General features: G+C 55.0%; 22 protein-coding genes. 16 read left to right on the plus strand and 6 right to left on the minus strand.

Annotated features, from left to right (window positions below; genetic code table 11):
• Positions 1 to 126 precede the first annotated feature (126 nt).
• The 5 genes from WBY09_RS07405 (at position 127) to WBY09_RS07425 (ending at position 4,498) form a co-directional block, all read left to right on the plus strand.
• Positions 127 to 1,440, plus strand: coding sequence for a replication-associated recombination protein A (locus tag WBY09_RS07405; RefSeq protein WP_336232379.1), 1,314 nt, complete (start codon positions 127 to 129; stop codon positions 1,438 to 1,440).
• A 118-nt stretch (positions 1,441 to 1,558) separates the two neighbouring features.
• Entirely contained in the window at positions 1,559 to 2,164 is a 606-nt protein-coding gene (locus tag WBY09_RS07410) for an FMN-dependent NADH-azoreductase (protein ID WP_336232380.1), read from the plus strand.
• 180 nt (positions 2,165 to 2,344) lie between these two features.
• The gene (locus WBY09_RS07415; RefSeq protein ID WP_336232382.1) at positions 2,345 to 2,875 is read left to right on the plus strand and encodes a DUF1499 domain-containing protein; all 531 of its coding nucleotides are present in this window, start codon (positions 2,345 to 2,347) and stop codon (positions 2,873 to 2,875) included.
• A 130-nt stretch (positions 2,876 to 3,005) separates the two neighbouring features.
• Entirely contained in the window at positions 3,006 to 3,398 is a 393-nt protein-coding gene (gene crcB / locus WBY09_RS07420) for a fluoride efflux transporter CrcB (RefSeq protein WP_336232383.1), read from the plus strand.
• Complete coding sequence (locus tag WBY09_RS07425; RefSeq protein WP_336232384.1) at positions 3,395 to 4,498, plus strand: RluA family pseudouridine synthase; 1,104 nt, start codon at positions 3,395 to 3,397, stop codon at positions 4,496 to 4,498. Before crcB ends, WBY09_RS07425 begins: the two co-directional genes overlap by 4 nt.
• A 94-nt stretch (positions 4,499 to 4,592) precedes the next feature.
• Here the strand turns inward: WBY09_RS07425 and WBY09_RS07430 are convergent, their stop codons facing one another.
• Complete coding sequence (locus WBY09_RS07430; RefSeq protein WP_063087045.1) at positions 4,593 to 4,859, minus strand: hypothetical protein; 267 nt, start codon at positions 4,857 to 4,859, stop codon at positions 4,593 to 4,595.
• Between the two features lie 230 nt (positions 4,860 to 5,089).
• On the opposite strand from WBY09_RS07430, the gene WBY09_RS07435 reads away from it, so the two are divergent.
• The gene (locus WBY09_RS07435) at positions 5,090 to 5,788 is read left to right on the plus strand and encodes an HAD-IA family hydrolase (RefSeq protein ID WP_336232385.1); all 699 of its coding nucleotides are present in this window, start codon (positions 5,090 to 5,092) and stop codon (positions 5,786 to 5,788) included.
• Positions 5,775 to 6,248: an SRPBCC domain-containing protein gene (locus WBY09_RS07440; RefSeq protein WP_336232386.1), complete on the plus strand. Its 474-nt coding sequence runs from the start codon at positions 5,775 to 5,777 to the stop codon at positions 6,246 to 6,248. The genes WBY09_RS07435 and WBY09_RS07440 overlap by 14 nt, the downstream gene beginning before the upstream one ends.
• 25 nt (positions 6,249 to 6,273) lie before the next feature.
• Here the strand turns inward: WBY09_RS07440 and WBY09_RS07445 are convergent, their stop codons facing one another.
• Positions 6,274 to 6,888 carry an HAD family hydrolase gene (locus tag WBY09_RS07445; protein WP_063087047.1) on the minus strand — a complete coding sequence of 205 codons (615 nt, stop codon included), beginning with the start codon at positions 6,886 to 6,888 and terminating at the stop codon, positions 6,274 to 6,276.
• A 281-nt stretch (positions 6,889 to 7,169) separates the two neighbouring features.
• On the opposite strand from WBY09_RS07445, the gene WBY09_RS07450 reads away from it, so the two are divergent.
• Complete coding sequence (locus tag WBY09_RS07450; protein WP_336232387.1) at positions 7,170 to 7,994, plus strand: dienelactone hydrolase family protein; 825 nt, start codon at positions 7,170 to 7,172, stop codon at positions 7,992 to 7,994.
• A gap of 78 nt (positions 7,995 to 8,072) precedes the next feature.
• On the opposite strand, the gene WBY09_RS07455 is transcribed toward WBY09_RS07450, so the two are convergent.
• The 3 genes from WBY09_RS07455 to WBY09_RS07465 form a co-directional block, all read right to left on the minus strand.
• Positions 8,073 to 8,843: an ABC transporter permease gene (locus tag WBY09_RS07455; protein ID WP_008892212.1), complete on the minus strand. Its 771-nt coding sequence runs from the start codon at positions 8,841 to 8,843 to the stop codon at positions 8,073 to 8,075.
• Positions 8,844 to 8,861: 18 nt separating this feature from the next.
• The gene (locus WBY09_RS07460) at positions 8,862 to 9,647 is read right to left on the minus strand and encodes an ABC transporter ATP-binding protein (RefSeq protein WP_197145333.1); all 786 of its coding nucleotides are present in this window, start codon (positions 9,645 to 9,647) and stop codon (positions 8,862 to 8,864) included.
• A 98-nt stretch (positions 9,648 to 9,745) separates the two neighbouring features.
• Entirely contained in the window at positions 9,746 to 10,768 is a 1,023-nt protein-coding gene (locus WBY09_RS07465; RefSeq protein ID WP_063087050.1) for an ABC transporter substrate-binding protein, read from the minus strand.
• A gap of 283 nt (positions 10,769 to 11,051) precedes the next feature.
• Between WBY09_RS07465 and WBY09_RS07470 the strand changes: the two genes are divergently transcribed.
• Positions 11,052 to 11,765 carry an ATP12 family chaperone protein gene (locus WBY09_RS07470; protein ID WP_252723936.1) on the plus strand — a complete coding sequence of 238 codons (714 nt, stop codon included), beginning with the start codon at positions 11,052 to 11,054 and terminating at the stop codon, positions 11,763 to 11,765.
• A 307-nt stretch (positions 11,766 to 12,072) separates the two neighbouring features.
• Positions 12,073 to 14,244: a diguanylate cyclase domain-containing protein gene (locus tag WBY09_RS07475; RefSeq protein WP_197145330.1), complete on the plus strand. Its 2,172-nt coding sequence runs from the start codon at positions 12,073 to 12,075 to the stop codon at positions 14,242 to 14,244.
• A gap of 25 nt (positions 14,245 to 14,269) precedes the next feature.
• Here WBY09_RS07475 and WBY09_RS07480 read toward each other — a convergent pair whose 3' ends face one another.
• On the minus strand, positions 14,270 to 15,235 hold the full coding sequence (locus tag WBY09_RS07480) for an ABC transporter ATP-binding protein (RefSeq protein WP_197145329.1): 966 nt from the start codon (positions 15,233 to 15,235) through the stop codon (positions 14,270 to 14,272).
• A gap of 350 nt (positions 15,236 to 15,585) precedes the next feature.
• Between WBY09_RS07480 and WBY09_RS07485 the strand changes: the two genes are divergently transcribed.
• The 6 genes from WBY09_RS07485 to WBY09_RS07510 all read left to right on the plus strand — a co-directional run bounded on the left by WBY09_RS07485 (position 15,586) and on the right by WBY09_RS07510 (position 21,650).
• Positions 15,586 to 17,118 carry an acyl-CoA carboxylase subunit beta gene (locus WBY09_RS07485; protein WP_197145328.1) on the plus strand — a complete coding sequence of 511 codons (1,533 nt, stop codon included), beginning with the start codon at positions 15,586 to 15,588 and terminating at the stop codon, positions 17,116 to 17,118.
• Positions 17,119 to 17,139: 21 nt separating this feature from the next.
• On the plus strand, positions 17,140 to 19,140 hold the full coding sequence (accC, locus tag WBY09_RS07490; RefSeq protein WP_197145327.1) for an acetyl-CoA carboxylase biotin carboxylase subunit: 2,001 nt from the start codon (positions 17,140 to 17,142) through the stop codon (positions 19,138 to 19,140).
• An 80-nt stretch (positions 19,141 to 19,220) separates the two neighbouring features.
• The gene (locus WBY09_RS07495) at positions 19,221 to 19,904 is read left to right on the plus strand and encodes a hypothetical protein (RefSeq protein WP_197145326.1); all 684 of its coding nucleotides are present in this window, start codon (positions 19,221 to 19,223) and stop codon (positions 19,902 to 19,904) included.
• 281 nt (positions 19,905 to 20,185) lie between these two features.
• Positions 20,186 to 20,920 (plus strand): HAD family hydrolase, encoded by a 735-nt coding sequence (locus WBY09_RS07500; RefSeq protein ID WP_197145325.1) that lies wholly within the window; start codon positions 20,186 to 20,188, stop codon positions 20,918 to 20,920.
• Complete coding sequence (locus WBY09_RS07505) at positions 20,913 to 21,296, plus strand: DUF1244 domain-containing protein (protein ID WP_008892221.1); 384 nt, start codon at positions 20,913 to 20,915, stop codon at positions 21,294 to 21,296. The genes WBY09_RS07500 and WBY09_RS07505 overlap by 8 nt, the downstream gene beginning before the upstream one ends.
• A 39-nt stretch (positions 21,297 to 21,335) precedes the next feature.
• Positions 21,336 to 21,650, plus strand: coding sequence for an acylphosphatase (locus WBY09_RS07510; protein WP_063087058.1), 315 nt, complete (start codon positions 21,336 to 21,338; stop codon positions 21,648 to 21,650).
• Positions 21,651 to 21,774 lie beyond the last annotated feature (124 nt).

Genomic DNA, 21,774 nt, shown 5'->3' on the forward strand with positions numbered 1-21,774 from the left:
ACAAGCCTGAAAGCTATGCGTCACATATGCCAGCGTCAATCGACGATGTTTCGTCTGTCATCAATGTCATCTGCGTGTTACTTTCCGGTCAAGACGCCCCAAAAACCAACATCGTATTGTTCCAGCATGGTTTCCCTGTTTGAAAGTCAGGTCACGCGCCCTTTGGCCGACAGACTGCGCCCCGCCAAACTCGATGAAGTGGTGGGCCAGGGGCATCTGTTTGGCGATGATGGCCCGATCACCCGCATGATCAAGACCGGCCGCGTGCCGTCGGTGATCCTGTGGGGGCCGCCGGGCTGTGGCAAAACGACATTGGCGCGTTTGATGGCCGATGTTGCCGATATGGCGTTTGAACCGCTCTCGGCGATCTTTTCTGGCGTTGCCGACCTGCGCAAGGTGTTTGAACGCGCCCGTGCGCGGCGTTCCACCGGTGGGGCGACGCTATTGTTCATCGATGAAATACACCGTTTCAACAAGGCCCAGCAGGACAGCTTCCTGCCCTATGTCGAAGACGGCACCATCACCCTGATCGGCGCGACCACAGAAAACCCGTCTTTTGAATTGAACGCAGCACTTCTTTCGCGTTGTCAGGTGCTGGTGCTCAAGCGTCTTGATGATCAGGGCCTTGAAGAACTTTTGGTACGTGCCGAAAAGGAAATGGGCTTTGAGCTGCCCGTCACGCCCGAAGCACGCGGAACCCTGCGCGCCATGGCCGATGGCGATGGGCGTTATTGCCTGAACCTGGCAGAGGAACTGTTTTCTCTGCCGCCCAGCGAAGATGATGGCCCGCTTGGCGTGGCGGAGCTTGCCCGCACCGTGCAAAAGCGTATGCCGATCTATGACAAGGGCGATGACAGCCATTACAACCTGATCAGTGCACTGCATAAATCCATTCGGGGTTCCGACCCGGACGCAGCCCTTTATTGGTTTAACCGGATGCTGGCCGGGGGCGAAGATCCCAAATTCGTCGCCCGCCGACTGACCCGCATGGCGGTCGAAGATATCGGCCTTGCCGATCCGCAGGCCCAGCAATTCTGCATCGGGGCGTGGGAATCATACGAACGCCTTGGCAGCCCCGAAGGCGAACTGGCCCTGGCACAGGCGGTGATTTACCTCGCCCTCGCGCCGAAATCCAATGCTGGTTATGCGGCTTATAAAAAGTCGCTGAAGATTGCGCGCGATACCGGGTCGCTGATGCCGCCCTCCCATATCCTTAATGCCCCGACCAAGCTGATGAAGGATATCGGCTATGGCACGGGTTATGCCTATGACCACGATCAGGAAGATGGCTTTTCGGGCCAGAACTACTTCCCCGAAGGCATGCGTCGGCAAAATTTCTACGAGCCGGTTGAACGCGGCTTTGAACGCGATCTTAAAAAACGCGTCGAATATTTCGATCGCCTGCGCGCAGAGCGTCAAAAGAAAGGCGACAATAAATAACCGACGGTTATTTAGGTTCCAAAATGGAAACAATCTGGTGAAGAGTCTCTGGCTAAACAGATCGGTTTGGCTGGCGTAAGTTCAGGGTAACAAACAAACCCGGACTCGGAGACTGAAAATGACTAAAGTTCTGCATGTTAGCGCATCTGTGAATGGTGAGAACTCGAACTCCCGCCAGATCGCCCTCAAACTGATCGACCGCATCAAAGCCGCGGATTCTTCGGCAACCGTTATCGAACGTGACACCAACGAAGCAGTCGTTTCAGCGATCACCGGCGAAACCGTCGGTGCCTATTACACCCCGGCTGAAAACCGTTCAGAAGCTCAGAAAAAAGTGATCGCCGCATCTGACAAGATGGTGGCCGAGATTATGGATGCTGATGTTCTTGTCATCGGTGCCCCGATGTACAACTTCTCCATCCCCTCGACCCTTAAGGCTTGGGTTGATCTGATTGCCCGCGTTGGTGTGACCTTCAACTACACCGAAAACGGCCCGGTTGGTCTGGTCGAAGGCAAGAAGGCCTATATCGTTTCTGCAACCGGTGGCGTTCCGGTCAATAGCCCGGCTGATTTCGCGACCCCGTACCTCAAACAGGTTCTGGCCTTTATCGGCATCACCGATGTCGAAATCGTCGAAGCGTCTGGCTTTGGTGTTAACGCCGAAGAAGCCATGGCCAAGGCAATTGCCAATGTCGAAGCTGCCAAGCTGCCGGCCGCTGCCTAAGCATCCCGGTTCAAAAACCCCGATACATTCCCGCCGATCAGCGAATTTCCATATCCCCCCCCCTTGGTTTGCTGATTGACGGGCGTGTTTCCCGAAATGCCCGACGGTTCCCTCCCGTTCGGGCATTTTGATTCTTAACCTTTTGTGGTTAATGTATCGGAGTTCGCAAAAGGGCAGGTGGTGTCATTGAAACGGCTGGCGATGGTTGCAATCTGGGGACTGCTGGTACTGGCAGGCATTTTCGTAACGGTCCGTTTTACCGGGCTGATGGATCATATGTTGCCCGCTGGCGATCCCCCCAATATGACCTTCGGGCGCGATGCCGACCTTCCGAATGTGCCGAATTTCTTCCTTGCCTGTCCGGCCGGTCGCCTGCCTGACAGTGACCGCGCCATGCAAAGTCCGTCTTTTGCAGCATCGGTCACGACCCTGACGGAAGTCTTGATCGAAACCGCCCCGGATCACGGCATGACGTTGATGACCGATGTTTCGGGTGGCAAGGCCGGTCGCCTTTATTTCCTGGCACGCTCGGCAGTATTTCGTTTTCCCGACTGGGTCGAGATCGAGTTGATACTGCCGGAAACTGGCAATGATGTGGCTTTCTGTTTGTTCGCCCAATCGGTCTATGGCCGCGATGATTTCGGGCAAAATGAAAAACGCACACGGGCCTGGCTTGCCGATGTCGAAGCCCGCATGGGACAAAATCAATAAACCGGTATAAACCGACAAGGCCAATGCGATTGATCATCCGTCGGCCATGGTGTTTGATACCCTTGGCTGGCATGGGCCCATGCCGTATTCACACGTGACATTTCAGGACTGAGGGAATAGGTTCCGCGCCATGCAATTTTCACCGTTGTTAATCGCATCCATTGCCTTGGGCGGTGCCATTGGTGCCGTTGCGCGTCACAGTGTTTCCGTCATGATCGGTTCTGTGATGGGTACTGGATTTCCCTGGGGAACCTTGACGGTCAATGTCGTCGGTTCGTTCCTGATGGGGGTGCTGATCGAGGTTTCCGCCCTGAAGCTATCCATGGGGCTGGAAACGCGCGCACTCCTTGTGACCGGTTTTCTGGGGGCGTTTACAACTTTTTCGACGTTCTCGCTGGATGTCGCGACCTTGTATGAACGGGGCAATATGGGGCTTGCCGCCCTTTATGTTGGTGTTTCCGTGGTGGTCGGTATTTCGGCATTGTTTGGCGCAATCGCGCTAGTAAGGGGTATTCTGCAATGAGTGGTGTCACTCTGCGCAAGGTCAAAGCAGACGAGGCCGACATTCGGCTCGATCGCTGGTTCAAGCGCAACTGTCCCGAATTCACATTTGGTCAGGTCCAGAAATTCCTGCGTGGCGGTCAGATCCGTGTCGATGGCAAACGTGCCAAGGCCAATCAGCGTGTTGAGCCGGGCCAGGAAATCCGTGTACCACCTGCGCCGGTCATGTCCGGTGGTGGTACCGGCCCATGGGGCGAAGATGGTTCGGGCTATAACCCGTCTGAAGTCCAGCAACGCAAACACGCTGGCCCCGCCAAGTCCGATGCGACCGAGGCAGAGCTGCAGGCACTGCGCGATTCCGTCATTTTCTATGACGAGTTGGTTCTGGCAATCAACAAGCCCGCCGGCCTTGCCGTGCAGGGCGGGACCAACACCAATGTTCATGTCGATGGCATGCTTGATGCGCTGAAGCTTGATAGCAAGGAACGCCCGAAGCTGGTCCACCGTCTGGACAAGGACACCAGTGGTGTGTTGTTGCTGGCCCGTTCGGCATCGGCGGCCCATGCGCTGACCAAGGCGTTCAAGGATAAATCGACCCGCAAGCTTTACTGGGCGATCGTCACCTGTGCGCCTGCGGAACGCGAAGGCATGATTGATGCCCCGCTTGCCAAAATCGCTGGCAAGGGCGGGGAGAAAATGGTCATCGACGAGAAGCTCGGGAAATCGGCCCAGTCTGTTTTCCGTCAGCTTCATCGCGCCGGGCGCAAGGCCGCATGGCTTGCCCTGTCACCGCTGACCGGTCGTACGCACCAGTTGCGCGTCCATTGCGAGGCTATCGAATGCCCGATCCTGGGCGATGGCAAATATGGTGGGCCCAAGGCGTTTATTGATGGCCTGTCCAATCAGATGCATCTGCATGCGCGTGCAATTGATTTCCCGCATCCCGTGACCGGCCATCGCGTCGTGATCGAGGCACCCGTGCCGGAACATTTCGCCGAAACGCTCAAAAAGCTGAACTTCGATCCGAAAACGCCGACCAAATTCCTGACCCCGGAAATTCACCGCGAAAAGGAAGAAAAGCCCAAGCCAAAGGCAAAGCCGTCGCGTGCACGCAAGAAATAGGGTGCTTCCCAAACAGCACCAGACACCGAAAAGCCGACGCATTGCGTCGGCTTTTTCGTCCTCCTGATCAAACGGCGTTGGGACACAGTCTGTACTAGGTATTTTTGCTGTCGAAACGTCTCATGAAGGCGTCATAGACCCGGTTCAGGTGTTGGGCATGAACCGTATTGCCCATGCGTTCACACATTTCGGCCTGGCCCTTGATCATCACGGCAAGCTGTTTACGGCCGTTTTTGGTATGCACCATGCACTCACCCTCCTCAAGGGCGGTGACCAAAGGAATATGCTCGCACTCGGCAATAGCCAGCACTTCCTCCTCGGTGAGGTCGCTGAAGTCGATGCAGTCGCGAAGTGTAAGCATGGTCTGCCTCCTGTCGCAGAGAGCCTGCCTCTGTCGGGCAGGACCCTGTAGGCCAGAATTCAATTGTAGCGCGCATTGCACCGCTTAGACAGTAATACAAAATTCACTTGTGGTTTCTGTTGCTTCCCGCACAGCACAAAAAATGCACGGCAATACAACCGCGGGAGACTCGATCTTTGAAACGCTTTCGATTAGTCTCCGCGTTCCAAATTTTTGATGAAAGACCCCACATGACCACTGATCCGCTTAGACTTGTGATTTTTGATTGCGACGGCACCCTTGTCGACAGCCAGCACGCCATTGCGCATTGCATGGATCATGCCTTTGCGCAGCACGGTCTGGATTGTCCGGGGCTGGAAAACACGCGCACCATCATTGGTCTGAGCCTGCCCGAAGCCATCACAAAGCTGGCAAGCCCGGCGCGGGTGGATGAGGACATCATCGCAGCCGTGACAGCGGCCTATAAAACCGCATTCTTCACCCTGCGCCAGACCCCCGATTTCCACGAACCGCTATTCCCCGGTGTGCACGAAGTTCTGTTGGAAATCGATGGCCGTAAATGGCTAAGCGGTGTGGCAACCGGCAAGGCCCGCCGGGGTCTTGATGCGGTGCTGGCGCGCAACGAACTTGAAGGCCGCTTTGTCACCCTTCAGACCTGTGACAATCACCCGTCAAAGCCCAATCCCGCGATGTTGATGGCGGCCCTTGAAGAAACCGGGGTCGATGCGCCCAATGCGGTGATTGTTGGCGATACCAGCTATGACATCGAAATGGGCCGGGCGGCTGGCATGATCGCCATCGGGGTTGATTGGGGCTATCATGATGTTGATACGCTGCATAAATCAGGTGCGCACGCCGTCATCAGCCACTTTGATGAGCTGACCGCTGCCCTTGATACGATTTGGGAAATTGACCGTGACGCCGCTTAAGAATCCCGACCTTGCCCCAATCCGCTTTGAGCTGACCCTGGCCGTCGATCCCGATGACGCGTTTACCGCTTTCACATCGGGCTTTGGCGAATGGTGGCCGACCGATACCCATTCGATCTCAAAAAAGGACTGCATCACGGTCGAATTCAATGACGGTGTCGGCGGCGAAATCATCGAACGCGCCAAGGGGCAGGATGATATCCCGTGGGGGCGGGTACGAAGCTGGCAACCGGGCGAACATGTGTCCTTTACCTGGCATCCGGGCTGGAATGCTGGCGACTTTACCCTCGTTGAGGTCTCCTTTGACCTTAACGAGTTTGGTCGCTGTGTCATCCGGTTGGAGCACAAGGCATGGGAAAATGTCGGCCAAATCGCGCCAGCCCTTCGCGAAGGCTACCTCAAGGGCTGGGAATTTGCCTTTGGCGAATGCTTCGGCAATTACCTGCGCCAGCGCCGCTAGGGCAGCTTTGATGTCGGTCCGCTGATCAGTACAGCTGATACTCGATCAATTCACGCTGCAATTTCACCGGATCGCGGAACCAGTGGGTGATAAAGCCCAGTTCGCGTGCCTGCTGAATATTGCGTTCGCTATCATCGATAAACAGGGTTTCGCGCGGGTTAAGTTTGAAGCGTGAAATCGCCAGATCAAAAATGCGCGGATCGGGCTTGGCGAGTTTTTCCTGGCCAGACACTAGAATATCTTCGAAGTGATCAAGGAACTCAAAGCGTTCCAACGCATGTGGCCATGTTTCTGCCGACCAGTTGGTCAGGGCAAACAGCCGCACTTTTTTGCGTTTTTTAAGGTCTTCAAGAATCCCGACCGTGCGATCAATCGCCCCTTTTAGCATCTCCGGCCAGCGTTCCTGCCATGCGGCGATCTCGTCATGGTGCTGCGGATAGCGGTGCTGAAGGTCGGGGATGGAATTGGCAAAGCTCAACATCCCCTGATCATGCAGATGGTTCCAGTGCGGATGGCAAACCTCGGCCAGAAAACGCTCCATCTCGGCATCGTCCTTGAACATCTTGCGATACAGATAACGCGGATCCCAGTCGACAAGAACGCCGCCAAGGTCGAACAAAACCGTTTCAATATCGCGCATGTCTTCTCCATCTGGCGGGTTGTGGCTGTTGGGTGCCCCTTTTAAGCAGGGGACGTCCATTGGTGCAAGCAGCAGTTAAAGGACTGAGCGCTGTGTTATCATGATCCTTGTTGCGATTGGCACCGTAAACAAACCTGAATGAAATGCGGTCGCGTCTGAATGTAGCTGACGGGCTAGATGGCAGGCCAGATGACAGGAATGTCATTTGCCAACCGGGCGTGCCGTCGCAAATGATGGTGATACGGGAAAACCCGAAAACAGGAATCAGAGGAGGCTAGAACATGTGTACGCTAGACGGATGTGGCTCCCACGAACATCTCGGTCCGCCGCCCAAGGCAACCGATGAAGAACGCCGACTGTTTCTGAAGGGCGCAGTTGCCCTGCCTTTGGCTGTTATTCTTGCCGACCCGATGCTGGCCCATGCGGCCGGGCACGGCCTTGATAAAGTGACCATCACCACGCCAGAAGGCGATGAAATGGTCGCCGAAGTCGCCATGCCGGCCACCCTGCCTGCACCGACGGTCATTCTGATCCACGAATGGTGGGGGCTTAATGACCATATTCGCGCGGTGGCGGCTGAATATGCCAAGCAGGGCTATATTGCCCTTGCGGTTGATCTGTATGGTGAACCGCCTGCCACCACGCCGGATGGGGCGCGTTCCCTGATGTCATCGATGGATCCGGCGGTTGCGACCCGCAAGCTGCAGGCCTCGGTCGAATTCCTCCGCGGTCACAAGGACTCAACCGGCAAGGTTGGTTCGGTCGGTTGGTGCTTTGGCGGTGGCTGGTCGCTCAATACAGCACTCGCCGCCAATATTGACGCAGCCGTGATCTATTACGGCAACGTCAAAAAGACGCCGGAACAGGTCGCAACGCTTAATGCGCCGATCATGGGCCATTTCGGCACCCTTGATAAAAACATCAACCGGGAAATGGTCGAAGGTTTTGAAGAATCGCTGCGTATTGCTGGCAAGACCGATTACCAGTTCTTCTGGTATGACGCCGATCACGCCTTTGCCAACCCGACCGGTGGGCGCTATGACGGCGAAGACGCCATGCTGGCCTGGGAACGCACCATGGCCTTCTTTGACGAACATCTCAGCTGATCATCGCCAATTGTATGATCAAAAAAAGGCCGGGGTTTCCCGGCCTTTTTATTTGTCTGATGATTGGGTTCTATGGGTTTAATTCGTTGGATTTCCGCGATTTGCCCATTTGGTCGACCGGCGTTCGATGACGTTGAAGATTTCATACATCGCAATGCCCATCACCGCGATCACCAGCAATCCGGCAAACACCAGCGGCATGTTGAATTTCGACGACGCCGACAACATCAAATAACCAACACCAACGTTCGATGCGACAGTTTCCGAAATCACCGACCCGACAAAGGCCAGCGTGATCGCAACCTTAAGGGACGCAAAGAAGTACGGCATCGCCCGCGGGAAACCGACCTTGATCAGGATGTCACGCCGTGTCGCGCCAAGCGACCGCAACACATCGCGCAATTCCGGCTCCAGCGTGGCAAGGCCGGTGGCAACATTGACCACAATCGGGAAGAACGAAATCAAAAACGCCGTGATGATCGCCGGCACGGTGCCAATGCCAAACCACATCACCAGAACCGGGACAAGGGCGACCTTGGGGACAGAGTTAAACCCGACCAAAAGCGGGTTGGCCGCGTCATAGATCGCCCGGCTTGATCCGACCAGCGCACCCAGCACAACCCCGAACACCACGGCAATGGCAAAGCCCGCCAGTGTCGTATAAAGCGTGTGATAGGCATGCATCCAGATCGCTTCATGGAACTGCCAGCCGACAATAATGCTTTCAGACGGGGTCGGCAGGACATAAGGCGGAATGTTGAAAATCCGTACAATCAATTCCCACAGCACAAAAAGCCCGATGGCGCTTAGCCACGGCGTTGCTTTGCGAAGGTTCAATTTCTTTTTCATGACTTTTCCCGCCCTTCCTTATGCTTCTCGCACGTCACGAATGTGACTGCGCAATTCGTGGACAAGATCGGTGAAAGGCTGGGTAAAGGTGGTTTCCTGATCGCGGGGGCGGGGCAGGGTGTTTTTGCGCTCCACAAGGATTTTACCCGGGCGTTTGGACATCACATAGATGGTATCGGCAAGATAGGCCGCCTCACGCAAATCATGGGTGACCAGAATAACCGTGAACGGCTTGATCATCCAAAGGTTCTGCAAGATGTCCCAAAGCTCTTCACGGGTGAAGGCATCAAGCGCACCAAACGGCTCGTCGAGCATCAAAAGATCCGGCTCATGGATCAATGACCGGCACAGCGATGCACGCTGCTGCATGCCCCCTGAAAGCTCCCACGGGTATTTGTCTTCGTGGCCTTCAAGCCCGACGGTCGCCAAAAGCTTGCGCGCGCGTTCTTCATATTCCGCGCGATGTTTGCGAAGGCGGTTGCGGTGCGGCTTGACGATTTCCATCGGCAACAGAACGTTATCAAGGGTCGTGCGCCACGGCAAAAGGGTCGGGTTCTGAAACGCCATGCCAACAATCTTGAGTGGCCCTGAAACTTCCTTGCCATCGACAATGACATTGCCCTCGGATGGCGGCATCAGGCCGGAAACCAGTTTCAGCAAGGATGACTTGCCACACCCCGACGGGCCGACAACGGCGATAAATTCGCCCTTGTCGATCTTCATGTTGGTGGTTTCAAGCGCCAGTTCATCGCCTTCACTATAGCGAAGTTTGACGTCGTTGAGTTCGACGAAGCTTTTGGACACTGCAGTTATTCCCCCTGCTTGGCCTGTTCGTATTCTTGTTTCTCTGTCATGGAAAACGGGGCAGTCAGAAAATCCGACTGCCCCGCTTCATAAGATGATTACTTCAGCATGCGGTCTTCGGCAGACGGCATGAATTCATCGGTATAGATGTCATCAACAGACGGCTTGTTCTCAAACCCGAAAGCCAGGGCAACCTGATCGATGGCCTTGGCCATACGGTCGGCTTTGACAAGGCCCATGCCTTCTTCAAGGGTTGCCGGGGTGACGACGTTTTCATCAATCGCCATCTGCAGGCGCTGCAGTTCAAGATCCGGGTTGATCAGCGGATCAACTTCCTTAAGGGCATCAATTGCGGACTGCGGATCGGCAATCGCCGCCGCCCAGCCTTTGACCACACCACGCAGGAAGCCTTTAACTTCTTCCGGGTGGTTTTCCATCATGTCCGGCGATGCCAGAATGCCGTTGCCATAGAAGTCCATGCCAAAGTCTTTGTACATAAAGACGGTCAGGTCATCCTTGGCAACACCCTGCGCCTGCAGGTTCAGGATTGAGGTGAAATAGTGACCGGAAATCGCATCCACATCACCACGCACCAGCATCGGTTCACGCAGCGGCGGGTCCATGCTTTCCCAGGTCACAGCATCAAGGTCGAGACCGGTGGCCGATGCAAAGGCCGGATACAGTTTGCGCGATGCGTCAAAGACCGGTGCGCCAAGGGTTTTGCCAACCAGGTCTTCCGGCTTGGTAATGCCGGAACTTTTCAGCATGAACAGCGCAAACGGCGGGCGATCATAAACCATGAAGATCGACTTCATGGCGCGATCCGGGTTGGATGCGTTGAATTCCACCAGCGAGTTGATGTCAGCAAGCGAAAGGTCATACGCGCCGCTGGCAACACGGGTGATAGCACCGACCGAACCGTTGCCCGAGTCAATCGTGACATCAAGGCCTTCTTCCTCAAAATAACCGTTCTTCTTGGCCAGAAGATACGGTGCCGCCGGACCTTCGTATTTCCAGTCGAGCGAGAATTTGATCGCCATATCTGCCAGGGCCGCATGCGCGCCAAGGGCAACGGCCGCCCCGATAGCAGCCCCCAAAAGTCGGTTCGTAAACGTGGTCATGTCTAAAGAAGCCTCCTGAATGCGGATCGATGAAACAATCCAGCCACCTGATAAATCCAATGCGCACTTAGCAATGGTCATGCCATGTCGCCTGTGCGCCCGCTTTGTCGCGGTTTTGTAACCTTCGCCCAGCAGAGTAAGGGTGTTTATTATTTGGTCAATGGGGCAATTTGATCAAAAATTATACAGAAATTCTTGATAATCGCTCAATTGGCGCTCTTTATCTGGCAAATTATGTGGCAAATCACTTGCGCAATCCGCTGCTTTTGGGCATATGGCGGTCATGCTTACACAATCGATCAAACGTTTCTATAAAAAGGCCGATGCCAGCGCCGATGAAACCGGGGCCGGCTGGCGCGTGCTTCTTGATGGTCGTGCGGTGAAAACCCCGGCCAAGGCGGACTTTGTGCTGCCATCCGAAGTACTTGCGCGTGAAATCGCGGCGGAATGGGACGCACAGGGCGAAAAAGTCCAGCCTTCCACCATGCCGATCATGCAGCTTGCCGCGACCGCGATTGACCGGGTGCGGCCCAACCGCGATGCGGTGATTGCTGAGCTGACCGGCTATGGCCGATCGGATTTGCTGTGCTATCGCGCATCCTTCCCCGAAGACCTGATCGAACGTCAGGCCAAGACATGGCAGCCGCTTCTCGATTGGTCAAAAGACCATCTGGGGGTGGTGCTAACGGTCACCGAAGGTGTGATGCCGATCACCCAGGAAGACCATGCATTGCTGCGCTTGCAGGATCATGTCGAAGGTTTTGACGACTATTACCTGACAGCCCTGCACAGTCTGACGACGATTTCAGGTTCCGTGATCATTGGTCTTGCCGTGATGAACCGCAAGCTTGACACCACAACCGCGTTTGAAGCCTCGATCCTTGACGAAGGCTACGCGATGGAAAAGTGGGGCGACGATGCCGAGGCCATCGCCCGTCTCGACCGTCACCGGGCAGAGTTTTTGGCCGCCGGACGTTATCTGGAGTTGCTGGGCTAACCCGCAACTGGCCGCGCAAACGCCATGACCCATACAAAGGAGCAGGTAACTGCTCCTTTTTTTATGCCTGTTTCCTGTGCATGCCGGAGCCCTGTTTATCGGTGTTCTACTTTTGAAGGGATTGTCGATACGGGGCTTCAGTTCAATAAGTTAGCTCGATCGGGGAAACGATTTCACGTCTTCGCTGCAGAATCTGCTTTGCATCAATTTTCAATAGGTATAAATAAATACCTATACATTGGTATCGTTTATTTTGGTTTCCTGAAGGAGACGCCAGTACGGCGACGGGATGAATTTGTCGGTAAACTTGACCAAACAGACAGGAACTGACGCTTGCGCTGCCGGTGCGGCGCCGGTTCTCTATGAGTTTTTCCGCAAGACCCCGTCACGGAACTATTTCGGCGCAGGCGTTTTTGAACTGCTTGGCTACGACCCGGCCGATAGCGACTTTGATCGCACACAGGGTTGGGCATCCTTGCTTCATCCCGATGATGTCGCGCTGTTCGCGCAGCACCGAAATCAACAGGCCACAAATGATGCCAACCAGCGGCTAACCTTCCGTTTGCGCCATAAAGATGGCAATTGGATCACGGTCGAAGATTGCGCGACGATCCACGAATTGGCCAGTGGCGATGTTGTGACGTCGGGATGCTTGACGCGCCTTGGTCCGACGCAAACGCTCTGTTCATCGGATGGCACCAGTCACACGCTGCAAAAAGGCGGCAATCTGCACAAGCGCCTTCTTAACTCCCTTGCCGAGGGGGTGGTTGTGCATGACGCCGCCGGTACAGTGGTGGAGTTCAATAATACTGCGCTTGAGATTCTTGGTCTCACGGGCGACGAACTTTGCCGAAAGACCGTGCCCGAAACGCCGTGCACCTTTGTGCGCGAAGATGGTGTGCCGCTGACCCGTGATGAGCTTCCCGGCAAAAGGGTCCTTGCAACCGGTGACCGCGAATATGGCGTTGTGTTGGGGGTCAATCGCCCCAATGGCGAATTTGCCTGGATCCGGGTTAACGCAGAACCCCTGCATAATGAACAGACCGGCACCTTTGACGGCGTGATCGTTTCATTCGCCGATATTAACGATGTCAAACAGGCCGAAGTCGCCTTCCGCGAACGTGAACTGCTGTATCGCCAGATGTTTAGCAACACAACTGCGATCAACATTCTGGTCGATCCGGCAGATGGCCAGATTGTTGATGCCAGCCGCGCAGCAGAAGAACTTTATGGTTTTGCCGATGGCGGTCTTGTTGGTCGGACGATCCCGGACCTTGATGTTGATGGCGCACCGTCCATGCACAGGCATGTCAGTGCGGTTCTCGAACATGGCGCGTTGTCATTTGTCGTTCAACATCGCCTGGGGAATGGCGAAATCCGCAAGATGCAGGTGCATGCCGGCCTGATAGAGCTGCATGAACGCAAATACATTCACACCACCAATGTCGATATTACCGAGCGCGAACATTACGAACGCATGCTCAAGGATGCCAACCGCAAACTGGCCGAGGAACGCCAGCGTCTTGATGAAATCATCTGGGGCACCAGTGCGGGCACATGGGAATGGAACGTTCAGACCGGCGAAACCCGGTTTAACGAACGCTGGGCCGAAATCATTGGTTACACGCTCGACGAACTTGGTCCCGTAAGCATCGACACATGGTTGGCATATTGCCATCCCGAAGACCTCGAAAAGTCCGACGCTGCGTTGCAAAGCACCTTCCGGGGGGAAACCGATCACTATCAGTGCGAATGCCGGATGCGTCACAAGGATGGCAGCTGGGTATGGGTTCTTGATCGCGGCAAGGTCGTGGAATGGGATGCGGATGGCAATCCGCTGCGCATGTCGGGCACCCATGCCGATATCACGCCGACCAAGGCGGTCGAAGCCGAAATTCGCAGGCTTGCCCAGACCGATCAACTGACCGGTCTATCCAATCGCTATCAGTTCAATTCAATGCTGTCGCAGATCATTCAGATCAACCGGCGCTTTGAAAAAAGTATCGTTTTGCTGCTGCTCGATCTTGATCGCTTCAAGAAAGTCAATGACACGTTTGGCCATCCGGTCGGGGACAAGCTTCTGGTCGAAGTCGCCGAAATCATCAAACGCAATTGCCGCGAAGCCGATGTCGTCGCCCGTCTTGGCGGCGATGAGTTCGCCGTGGTCCTGCCATTGATGGATGATGTCCGCGATGCCGCCATTCCGGCCCAACGGATTATCGAGGAAGTGTCACGTCCCCTGATCATTGATGGCAACGAAGTCCATGTTGGCATCAGTATCGGCATCTCGACCTGTGCCGATCATAACGGAACGCCGGACTCAATCTATCGCGATGCCGACAAGGCGCTTTATCGCGCCAAGAATTGCGGGCGTAACCGTTTTTGCTTCTATGTCGAAGGCGGCTGCAACGAATGCGGTGCCCTTGATCGGGAACTGTGCGGCCGATACGCCCTGAACCCGCAAAGTCAGGACTGCTAGGTAAGATTGGCGGTCGTTCTCAGGCCTACTGCATCCACTTCGCGATCATCTTGTGTTGCACGGCTGCTTGTGCCGCCACCCGGTAATAGGACAGCAATTCACGCATCGGCGATGACATCCGGTCAAAGCCTGAAATGAAGGCGACGATGATACCGACCGATGTCTGGCCTTGGATCACAAGGTAACCACCGACAAACAGCACGCAAATAGGTGCCAGCGCATTCAAAAGATTGATCAGCGACTTCATGCCGAACTTCAAAACGAAAAGCTGCATGCGGTTGTCAAACAATGCAGTGATGCCTTTATTGATCGGGCGAAGCTGTTCGTCGTCATCCTTGTCGGTCGACATTTCCGAAAGTTCGTCACTGACATCGCGCATCTTCTCAACGCGGGCTTCAATAAGCGCATTGATGCGTTTCTGAATGACCGGGACAAGGGCGACCTGCGGGATCAGGGCGATCACGCCAATAAGTCCAATCATCGGCTCGACACTGATCATATAGCCAAGGCCAAAGATCAGCATCCCGCTATTGACCACCGGCTGTGACAGGCCATCACCGACAAACCCGCCAAGCTTTTCGATCTCGGACCCGATGATCGAAACCGCACGCCCGTTGCTTTCATCCTGGCTGCCGGCCTCGTTATGGGCATGCAGGCGCGTTAAGTGCTTGCGGTTATACTGGATCGCACTTTCACTCAGCCACCCTTCGTAAATCCGAAGCACGAACTTGATCCCGCCATGGACAATAATCAGGCCGAGATAAAGGGCGGCCAGAGTGATCAAAAGATCAAAGTTCTGTGGTGTGATGGCGTTATCGACAATCCGGCGTTGCAGCTCGATCGGTGCAATGCCAAGGGCGGCGACCAGCACCGCAAGGCTGCACACCACAACCTGATGCCAACCACTCATGCGCCAGACATACCCCCATAGGGACGAAGCAGGTCGGTCGTCGCCGGTTTTTTCCGGATTGCGCGGGCTGAATTTAAACATGGGCTCAATCGATTGTGGTGACGAAGGCGATAAAGGTATGCTTGGTGTACGTGTTCTGGGTGCCCCGGATCAGGGGCGGATACAGTGTGCACCATAATGCCAACGTCTTGCGCATCAAAATGATCCAGCGGCGGGGACGGGCGGCCATGCTGCTCTAGACTTTAGTTCAGCCCGCACGGATATATCGAAATGACGTTAGGGAAATCAGGCGTTTAGGGATTATTCTGGAGCTCTGTCAGAACAGTAAAAATAATTGGCATTCCAGTACCGAATAATGCTATTTCATTCTCCAGACGCGCATACCGGGCCGAAAAGTGCCAGAAGGCCGATCACAGCAAGGAAAACGCAACATGCAGGATATTGTCGCCAAACTCGAAGCGAAGCGCGCCGAAGCTGCCATGGGCGGCGGCCAGCGCCGCATTGATAATCAGCATGCCAAGGGCAAGCTCACCGCGCGTGAACGCCTTGATGTACTGCTTGACGAAGGCTCCTTCGAAGAATGGGACATGTTTGTCGAACATGATTGCGTCGATTTCGGCATGACCGAAAACCGCATTCCCGGCGACGGTGTTGTCACCGGGCATGGCACGATCAACGGCCGTCTGGTCTTTGTATTCTCTCAAGATTTCACCGTTTTCGGCGGCGCACTTTCGGGTGCGCATGCGCGCAAGATCGCCAAGATCATGGATCAGGCGATGAAGGTCGGCGCACCGGTGATCGGGCTTAATGATTCGGGCGGCGCGCGTATTCAGGAAGGTGTTGAAAGCCTGGCGGGTTACGCCGATGTCTTCCAGCGCAATGTCGAGGCATCCGGTGTCATCCCGCAAATTTCCCTGATCATGGGGCCGTGTGCCGGTGGGGCGGTTTACAGCCCGGCCATGACCGACTTCATCTTCATGGTCAAGGACAGCTCCTATATGTTCGTGACCGGTCCGGATGTGGTCAAAACCGTCACCCACGAAGAAGTCACCCACGAACAGCTGGGCGGGGCATCGACCCACACCAGTGTGTCGGGTGTTGCTGATCTGGCCTTTGACAATGATGTCGACCTGCTGCTTCAGACCCGGCGTTTCATGGACTTCCTGCCACTGTGCAACAAGGAAGACCCGCCCGCACGCCTCTGCGAAGATCCGATCAATCGCGATGACTTCTCGCTCGATACCCTGGTGCCAGAAAACCCCAACATGCCCTATGACATGAAGGAACTGATCACCAAGATCGTCGATGAGGGCGACTTCTTTGAAATTCAGGCCGACTACGCCAAAAACATCATTATCGGCATGGCGCGCATGGATGGCCGCACGGTCGGTGTCGTCGCCAACCAGCCGATGGTTCTGGCCGGTTGCCTTGATATCGACAGTTCCAAAAAGGCCGCACGCTTCGTGCGCTTCTGCGATGCCTATAACATTCCGATTGTCACCTTCGTTGATGTGCCGGGCTTCATGCCGGGCACCGCACAGGAATATGGCGGCATCATCAAACATGGTGCGAAACTGCTTTATGCCTATGCCGAGGCGACCGTGCCCAAGGTCACCGTCATTACCCGTAAGGCTTACGGCGGCGCTTATGACGTGATGTCATCAAAACATCTGCGCGGTGACGTCAACTATGCCTGGCCGACCGCCGAAATTGCGGTGATGGGGCCAAAAGGGGCGGTGGAAATCATCTTCCGTGCGGATATGGACAATCCGGCAAAGATCGAAGCCCGCACCGAGGAATACCGCGAAAAATTCGCCAACCCGTTTGTCGCGGGCCGCAAGGGGTTCATTGATGATGTCATCATGCCGCATGGCACACGCCGTCGCGTTTGCAAGGCGCTTGGCATGCTGCGCAACAAGGACACCAAGAACCCTGAAAAGAAACACGGCAACATTCCGCTGTAAGACAAATTGGGAGACAGAAAAATGTTCAGCAAGATCCTGATTGCCAACCGCGGTGAAATCGCCTGCCGTGTGATCAAATCAGCCCGCAAAATGGGCATCAAAACCGTTGCGGTCTATTCCGATGCCGACAAGGCCGCCCTTCATGTCCAGATGGCCGACGAGGCCGTTCGTATTGGTCCGGCACCGTCCAATCAGTCCTATCTGATCATCGAAAACATCATCGAGGCCTGCAAATCCACAGGCGCCGAGGCCGTCCATCCCGGTTATGGCTTCCTCTCGGAAAACCAGGCTTTCGCCAAGGCGCTTGATGCCGCCGGTATTGCCTTTATCGGCCCGCCGAATGGTGCGATTGCCGCCATGGGCGACAAGATCACGTCTAAGAAAATCGCGGCTGACGCCGGTGTTTCGACCGTGCCGGGCTATATGGGGGTGATCAAGGATACCGCCGAGGCGATCAAGATCGCGAATGATATCGGCTACCCGGTAATGCTCAAGGCATCCGCTGGCGGTGGCGGCAAGGGCATGCGTATTGCGCGCAACGATGCCGAATGCCGCGAAGGCTTCGAACGTGCAACGTCAGAGGCCGCAAGCTCCTTTGGCGATGACCGCGTCTTTGTCGAAAAATTCGTCGAAGAACCGCGCCATATTGAAATTCAGGTGCTGGCCGACAAGCACGGCAATGCGATCTATCTTGGTGAACGCGAATGCTCCATCCAGCGCCGCCACCAGAAGGTCGTCGAAGAAGCCCCGTCACCCTTTATAGATCCCGCGACCCGAAAAGCCATGGGCGAACAGGCTGTGGCACTGGCACGTGCGGTGGATTACTGCTCGGCAGGGACGGTCGAATTCATCGTCGATAAGGACAAGAACTTCTACTTCCTTGAAATGAACACCCGGCTTCAGGTCGAACATCCGGTGACCGAACTTGTCACCGGTCAGGACCTTGTCGAATGGATGATCAAGATCGCCGATGGCGAAAAGCTGACGCTTAAGCAGGATGACGTCAAACTGACCGGCTGGGCCATGGAAACCCGCGTCTATGCCGAGGATCCCTTCCGCGAATTCCTGCCGTCCACGGGGCGCTTGGTGCGTTATCAGCCGCCTGCGGAATCCGACACCGTACGTGTAGATACCGGCGTCTATGAAGGCGGCGAGATTTCGATGTTCTATGACCCGATGGTCGCGAAACTGATCACCTATGGTGAAAACCGCGATCAGGCGATTGGCGAAATGCGTCGCGCGCTTGATGCCTATTACATTCGTGGCATTTCGCACAATATCCCGTTCCTGGCCGCTGTGATGGCCAACAAACGCTTCCAGGATGGCAACATCACCACCAACTTCATCGCCGAAGAATACCCGGATGGTTTCTCGGCCGATGATCTGCCCAACGATGATCCGGCTACCCTGATCGTGGTCGCGGCCTACATCAATCAACGCCACGCCGAACGCAATGCCGGCATCACCGGTCAGGTCAGTGACCATCCGCTTGAAATCGCCGAAAGCTGGGTCGCGGTTTGCGGGGATGACCATACCCCGTTCGATATCGAGTTCGATGGTGTTAACGGCGATTACATTGTCGCCATCGGTGATCGCAGCTATGGCGTGGTCTCGGACTGGAAGATCGGCGATCCGCTGTTCGTTGGCGAAATCGATGGTGCCCCGGTCTGTGTGCAGATCGATATCGAAGGGGTGGGGTACAAACTCGCCGCTAACGGCATTCAGCGCCACTTCAAGGTGATGCTGCCACGCGTGGCAGAGCTGCAAAAACTGATGCCGTTCAAGGCCCCGCCGGATATGTCAAACTTCCTGCTCTCGCCAATGCCGGGCTTGCTGGTCAAGGTCTCGGTCGAGGAAGGCCAGACCGTCCAGCCAGGCGAGGAGCTCTGCATTCTTGAAGCCATGAAGATGGAAAACGTCCTGAAGTGCGAAAGCAAGGGTGTCGTCAAAAAGATCCACGCCGAGCAGGGCGCTAACCTCTCGGTCGATGCCATCATCATCGAGTTCGAAAAAGACGAATAAGCATCCCCTCATAAATACGGGACATTAGTGTCGCGACATGTTTTAAATGTGTCGCGGCATTTCTATTTAGGGGGGAATTTGTGCGGCAGGTATCGCGTTTTTCAAGCGAATTGAGTTTTTTGAAACCCGCTTTTGAGCAGTTTTCAAAAAACCTAGAACAGTATGGGAAAGCCTTCAAGTGGAAGGAGCTCCCTCATTATTTCAATGAACGTGCCACCATTTCTTTCCTTCAAGCAGCCTGCTGGCAGTCAGGTTTGATTTCGATGGAAGAGTATGTGACGAAGAAGTACGTGGGGGAAGAAGAGAACGACGGCCGTTGTGATCTGTACATCTGTCAAAAACGGGGACAACGAACTGTGGAGATAGAAGCAAAGCAGCGGCTGCTTGTGCCAGGTACTAGAGATGGCACGATCAAAGGTTGGTTCTTGGAGGGTGATCTTGATGCATGCAAGAATCAAGGTGCTGACTTGCAAGCGAGTTTGACGTTTGTAATGCCTAGAGTACCTGTCTCAGCAGAAGTTACTGAAGAAGAATACCTTGAGGTTGTGCAGAACGCACTCAACATTGCAATGGAGAGCGGTATCCATGCAGTGCATTTTTGGTGTCATCCGAAAGCTTGGAAACACGAAGAAGAGCCTCGAGGTGGTGGTGAAATGGCTCGCTGGCCTGGACTGTTGAGTTTGTTAAGGGTTGTGAACCTAAGTGAGGATGGAGAGGCGAAGGTTGGTCCAAACACGCTAAATTCTCCAATCCGCTTGGCGTAGGCGAGATTGTTGAAGCCTAGATCAGAAGTTGAATGCTCCAAATATGGCGCTGTCCGGTTATCCCGGCAGCGCCTTTTCTATAACCTGTTCAAACACTTGTGTTTTCAAGGCCTTTCCGATCCGTTTCACGCATATTAAATACAGATAACGGGGCTTTACGGGGCGTTTGCACTGCCATATGGTCGTGAATTGAGGCCGTAATACCCTGTGAACATCGAGGTTGACTGCCAACGCATTGAACGTGCCTGCGGCCATCCAATAACAAGAAACGAGGCTTAAGAATGTACAAGCTGATTGCTTTTGATGGCGACGATACCCTGTGGCACAACGAGCCACTTTTCCGCCAAGCCCATGTGCAGCTTCGCGAAATGCTGGGACATTATGTTGATCCCGAACAGGTTGATGATCGTCTCTATCAGGCCGAGTTGGCCAACCTTTCCATCTATGGCTATGGCGTGACGGGCTTTACCCTGTCGATGATTGAAACCGCGATCGAATTGTCTGATCGCAAAATCAGCGCCGAGGATATCCACAAACTGGCCGAAACCGGCAAATCCATGCTGCGCGCGCCCACCCGGATCATTGACGGGGCCGAGGAAGTGCTCAAGCAATATGCCAAGCACCCGAATTACAAGGTGGTCCTGATTACCAAGGGCGATCTGATCGCCCAGCAGCTCAAGATTGATCGCTCCGGGTTCGAGGACCTGTTTGACGGGATCGAGATCGTCTCGGAGAAAGACCCGCTGACCTATCGCAACATCTTTGGCCGCTATGGCGTCGATCCCGAAGAGGCGATCATGATCGGCAATTCAATGAAATCCGATATTCTGCCGGTCCTTGCGTGTGGCGCGACCGCGATCCACATTCCATATGAAATCACCTGGGTCCATGAAATGGTCGATCAGACCGAGATTGACAATGACAAGGTCATCACGGCTGAAAGCATTGCCCATGTGCCCGGAATTATCGAAAAACTCGAAAACGAAAAGACCAGCGGGAGTATGGAACATGTCTGATTGCGCCGGTTCTGAAATGTCCACCGAGGCCGTCTTGGCCAACGGCCCGGCGGCCGATCTTGATCCGCAAACCAAGCTCGAACTCGAAGCCGCTGCCTTTCGTGGCCTTGTCATGCACCTTCAGGATCGCAAGGATGTTCAGAATATCGATCTGATGAACCTTGCCGGGTTCTGCCGCAACTGTCTGGCCAAATGGTATCTGGCAGCCGCCCGCGAACGCGGTGTCGCCATGGATTATGATGGGGCGCGCGAAGTCGTCTATGGCATGACCTATGACGCCTGGAAGGATAATCATCAGGCGCCGGCGTCGGATGAACAGAAACAGAAGTTTCAGGACACCGCCCACCTGCATGCCAAGATCCCCGGCGCTAAATAAGCCCGGGATAAAACCATCGACAAGGTAGGAGGCCCGATCATGACCGATACAAGCCCCGACCCGTCAACGGGGGATGGCAACATCGCCGTCCACGCCCGGATCGAAGGCCGGGTGCAGGGTGTGTGGTATCGCGCCTGGACCGTCGAAGAAGCCCGCAAACGCGATCTGACCGGCTGGGTGCGTAATCGCAATGATGGCTCGGTCGAGGCGGTCTTTTGCGGCCCGGCCAAGGTGGTGCAATCCATGATCACCGCCTGTCACGATGGCCCGACCCATGCGCGCGTTGATCGCATTCACGAAGAACCGGCGCTTGAAGATGGCTTTGCCACGTTCGAGAAGCGCCCAACCGCCTGAAACAGAGTGTGCGTCAAGGCGTTGGCGGCTTTGTTAAACCGATTGCAAAAGCCTTTTTCCAATTGATTCTGGAAAAAGGCTTTTTCTTTATCGCACTGCGGTGGCATGGTTATGAAATCCTGAC

The sequence above is a fragment of the Thalassospira sp. CH_XMU1458 genome (assembly GCF_037027205.1).
In the GTDB taxonomy this organism is placed as follows: domain Bacteria; phylum Pseudomonadota; class Alphaproteobacteria; order Rhodospirillales; family Thalassospiraceae; genus Thalassospira; species Thalassospira tepidiphila.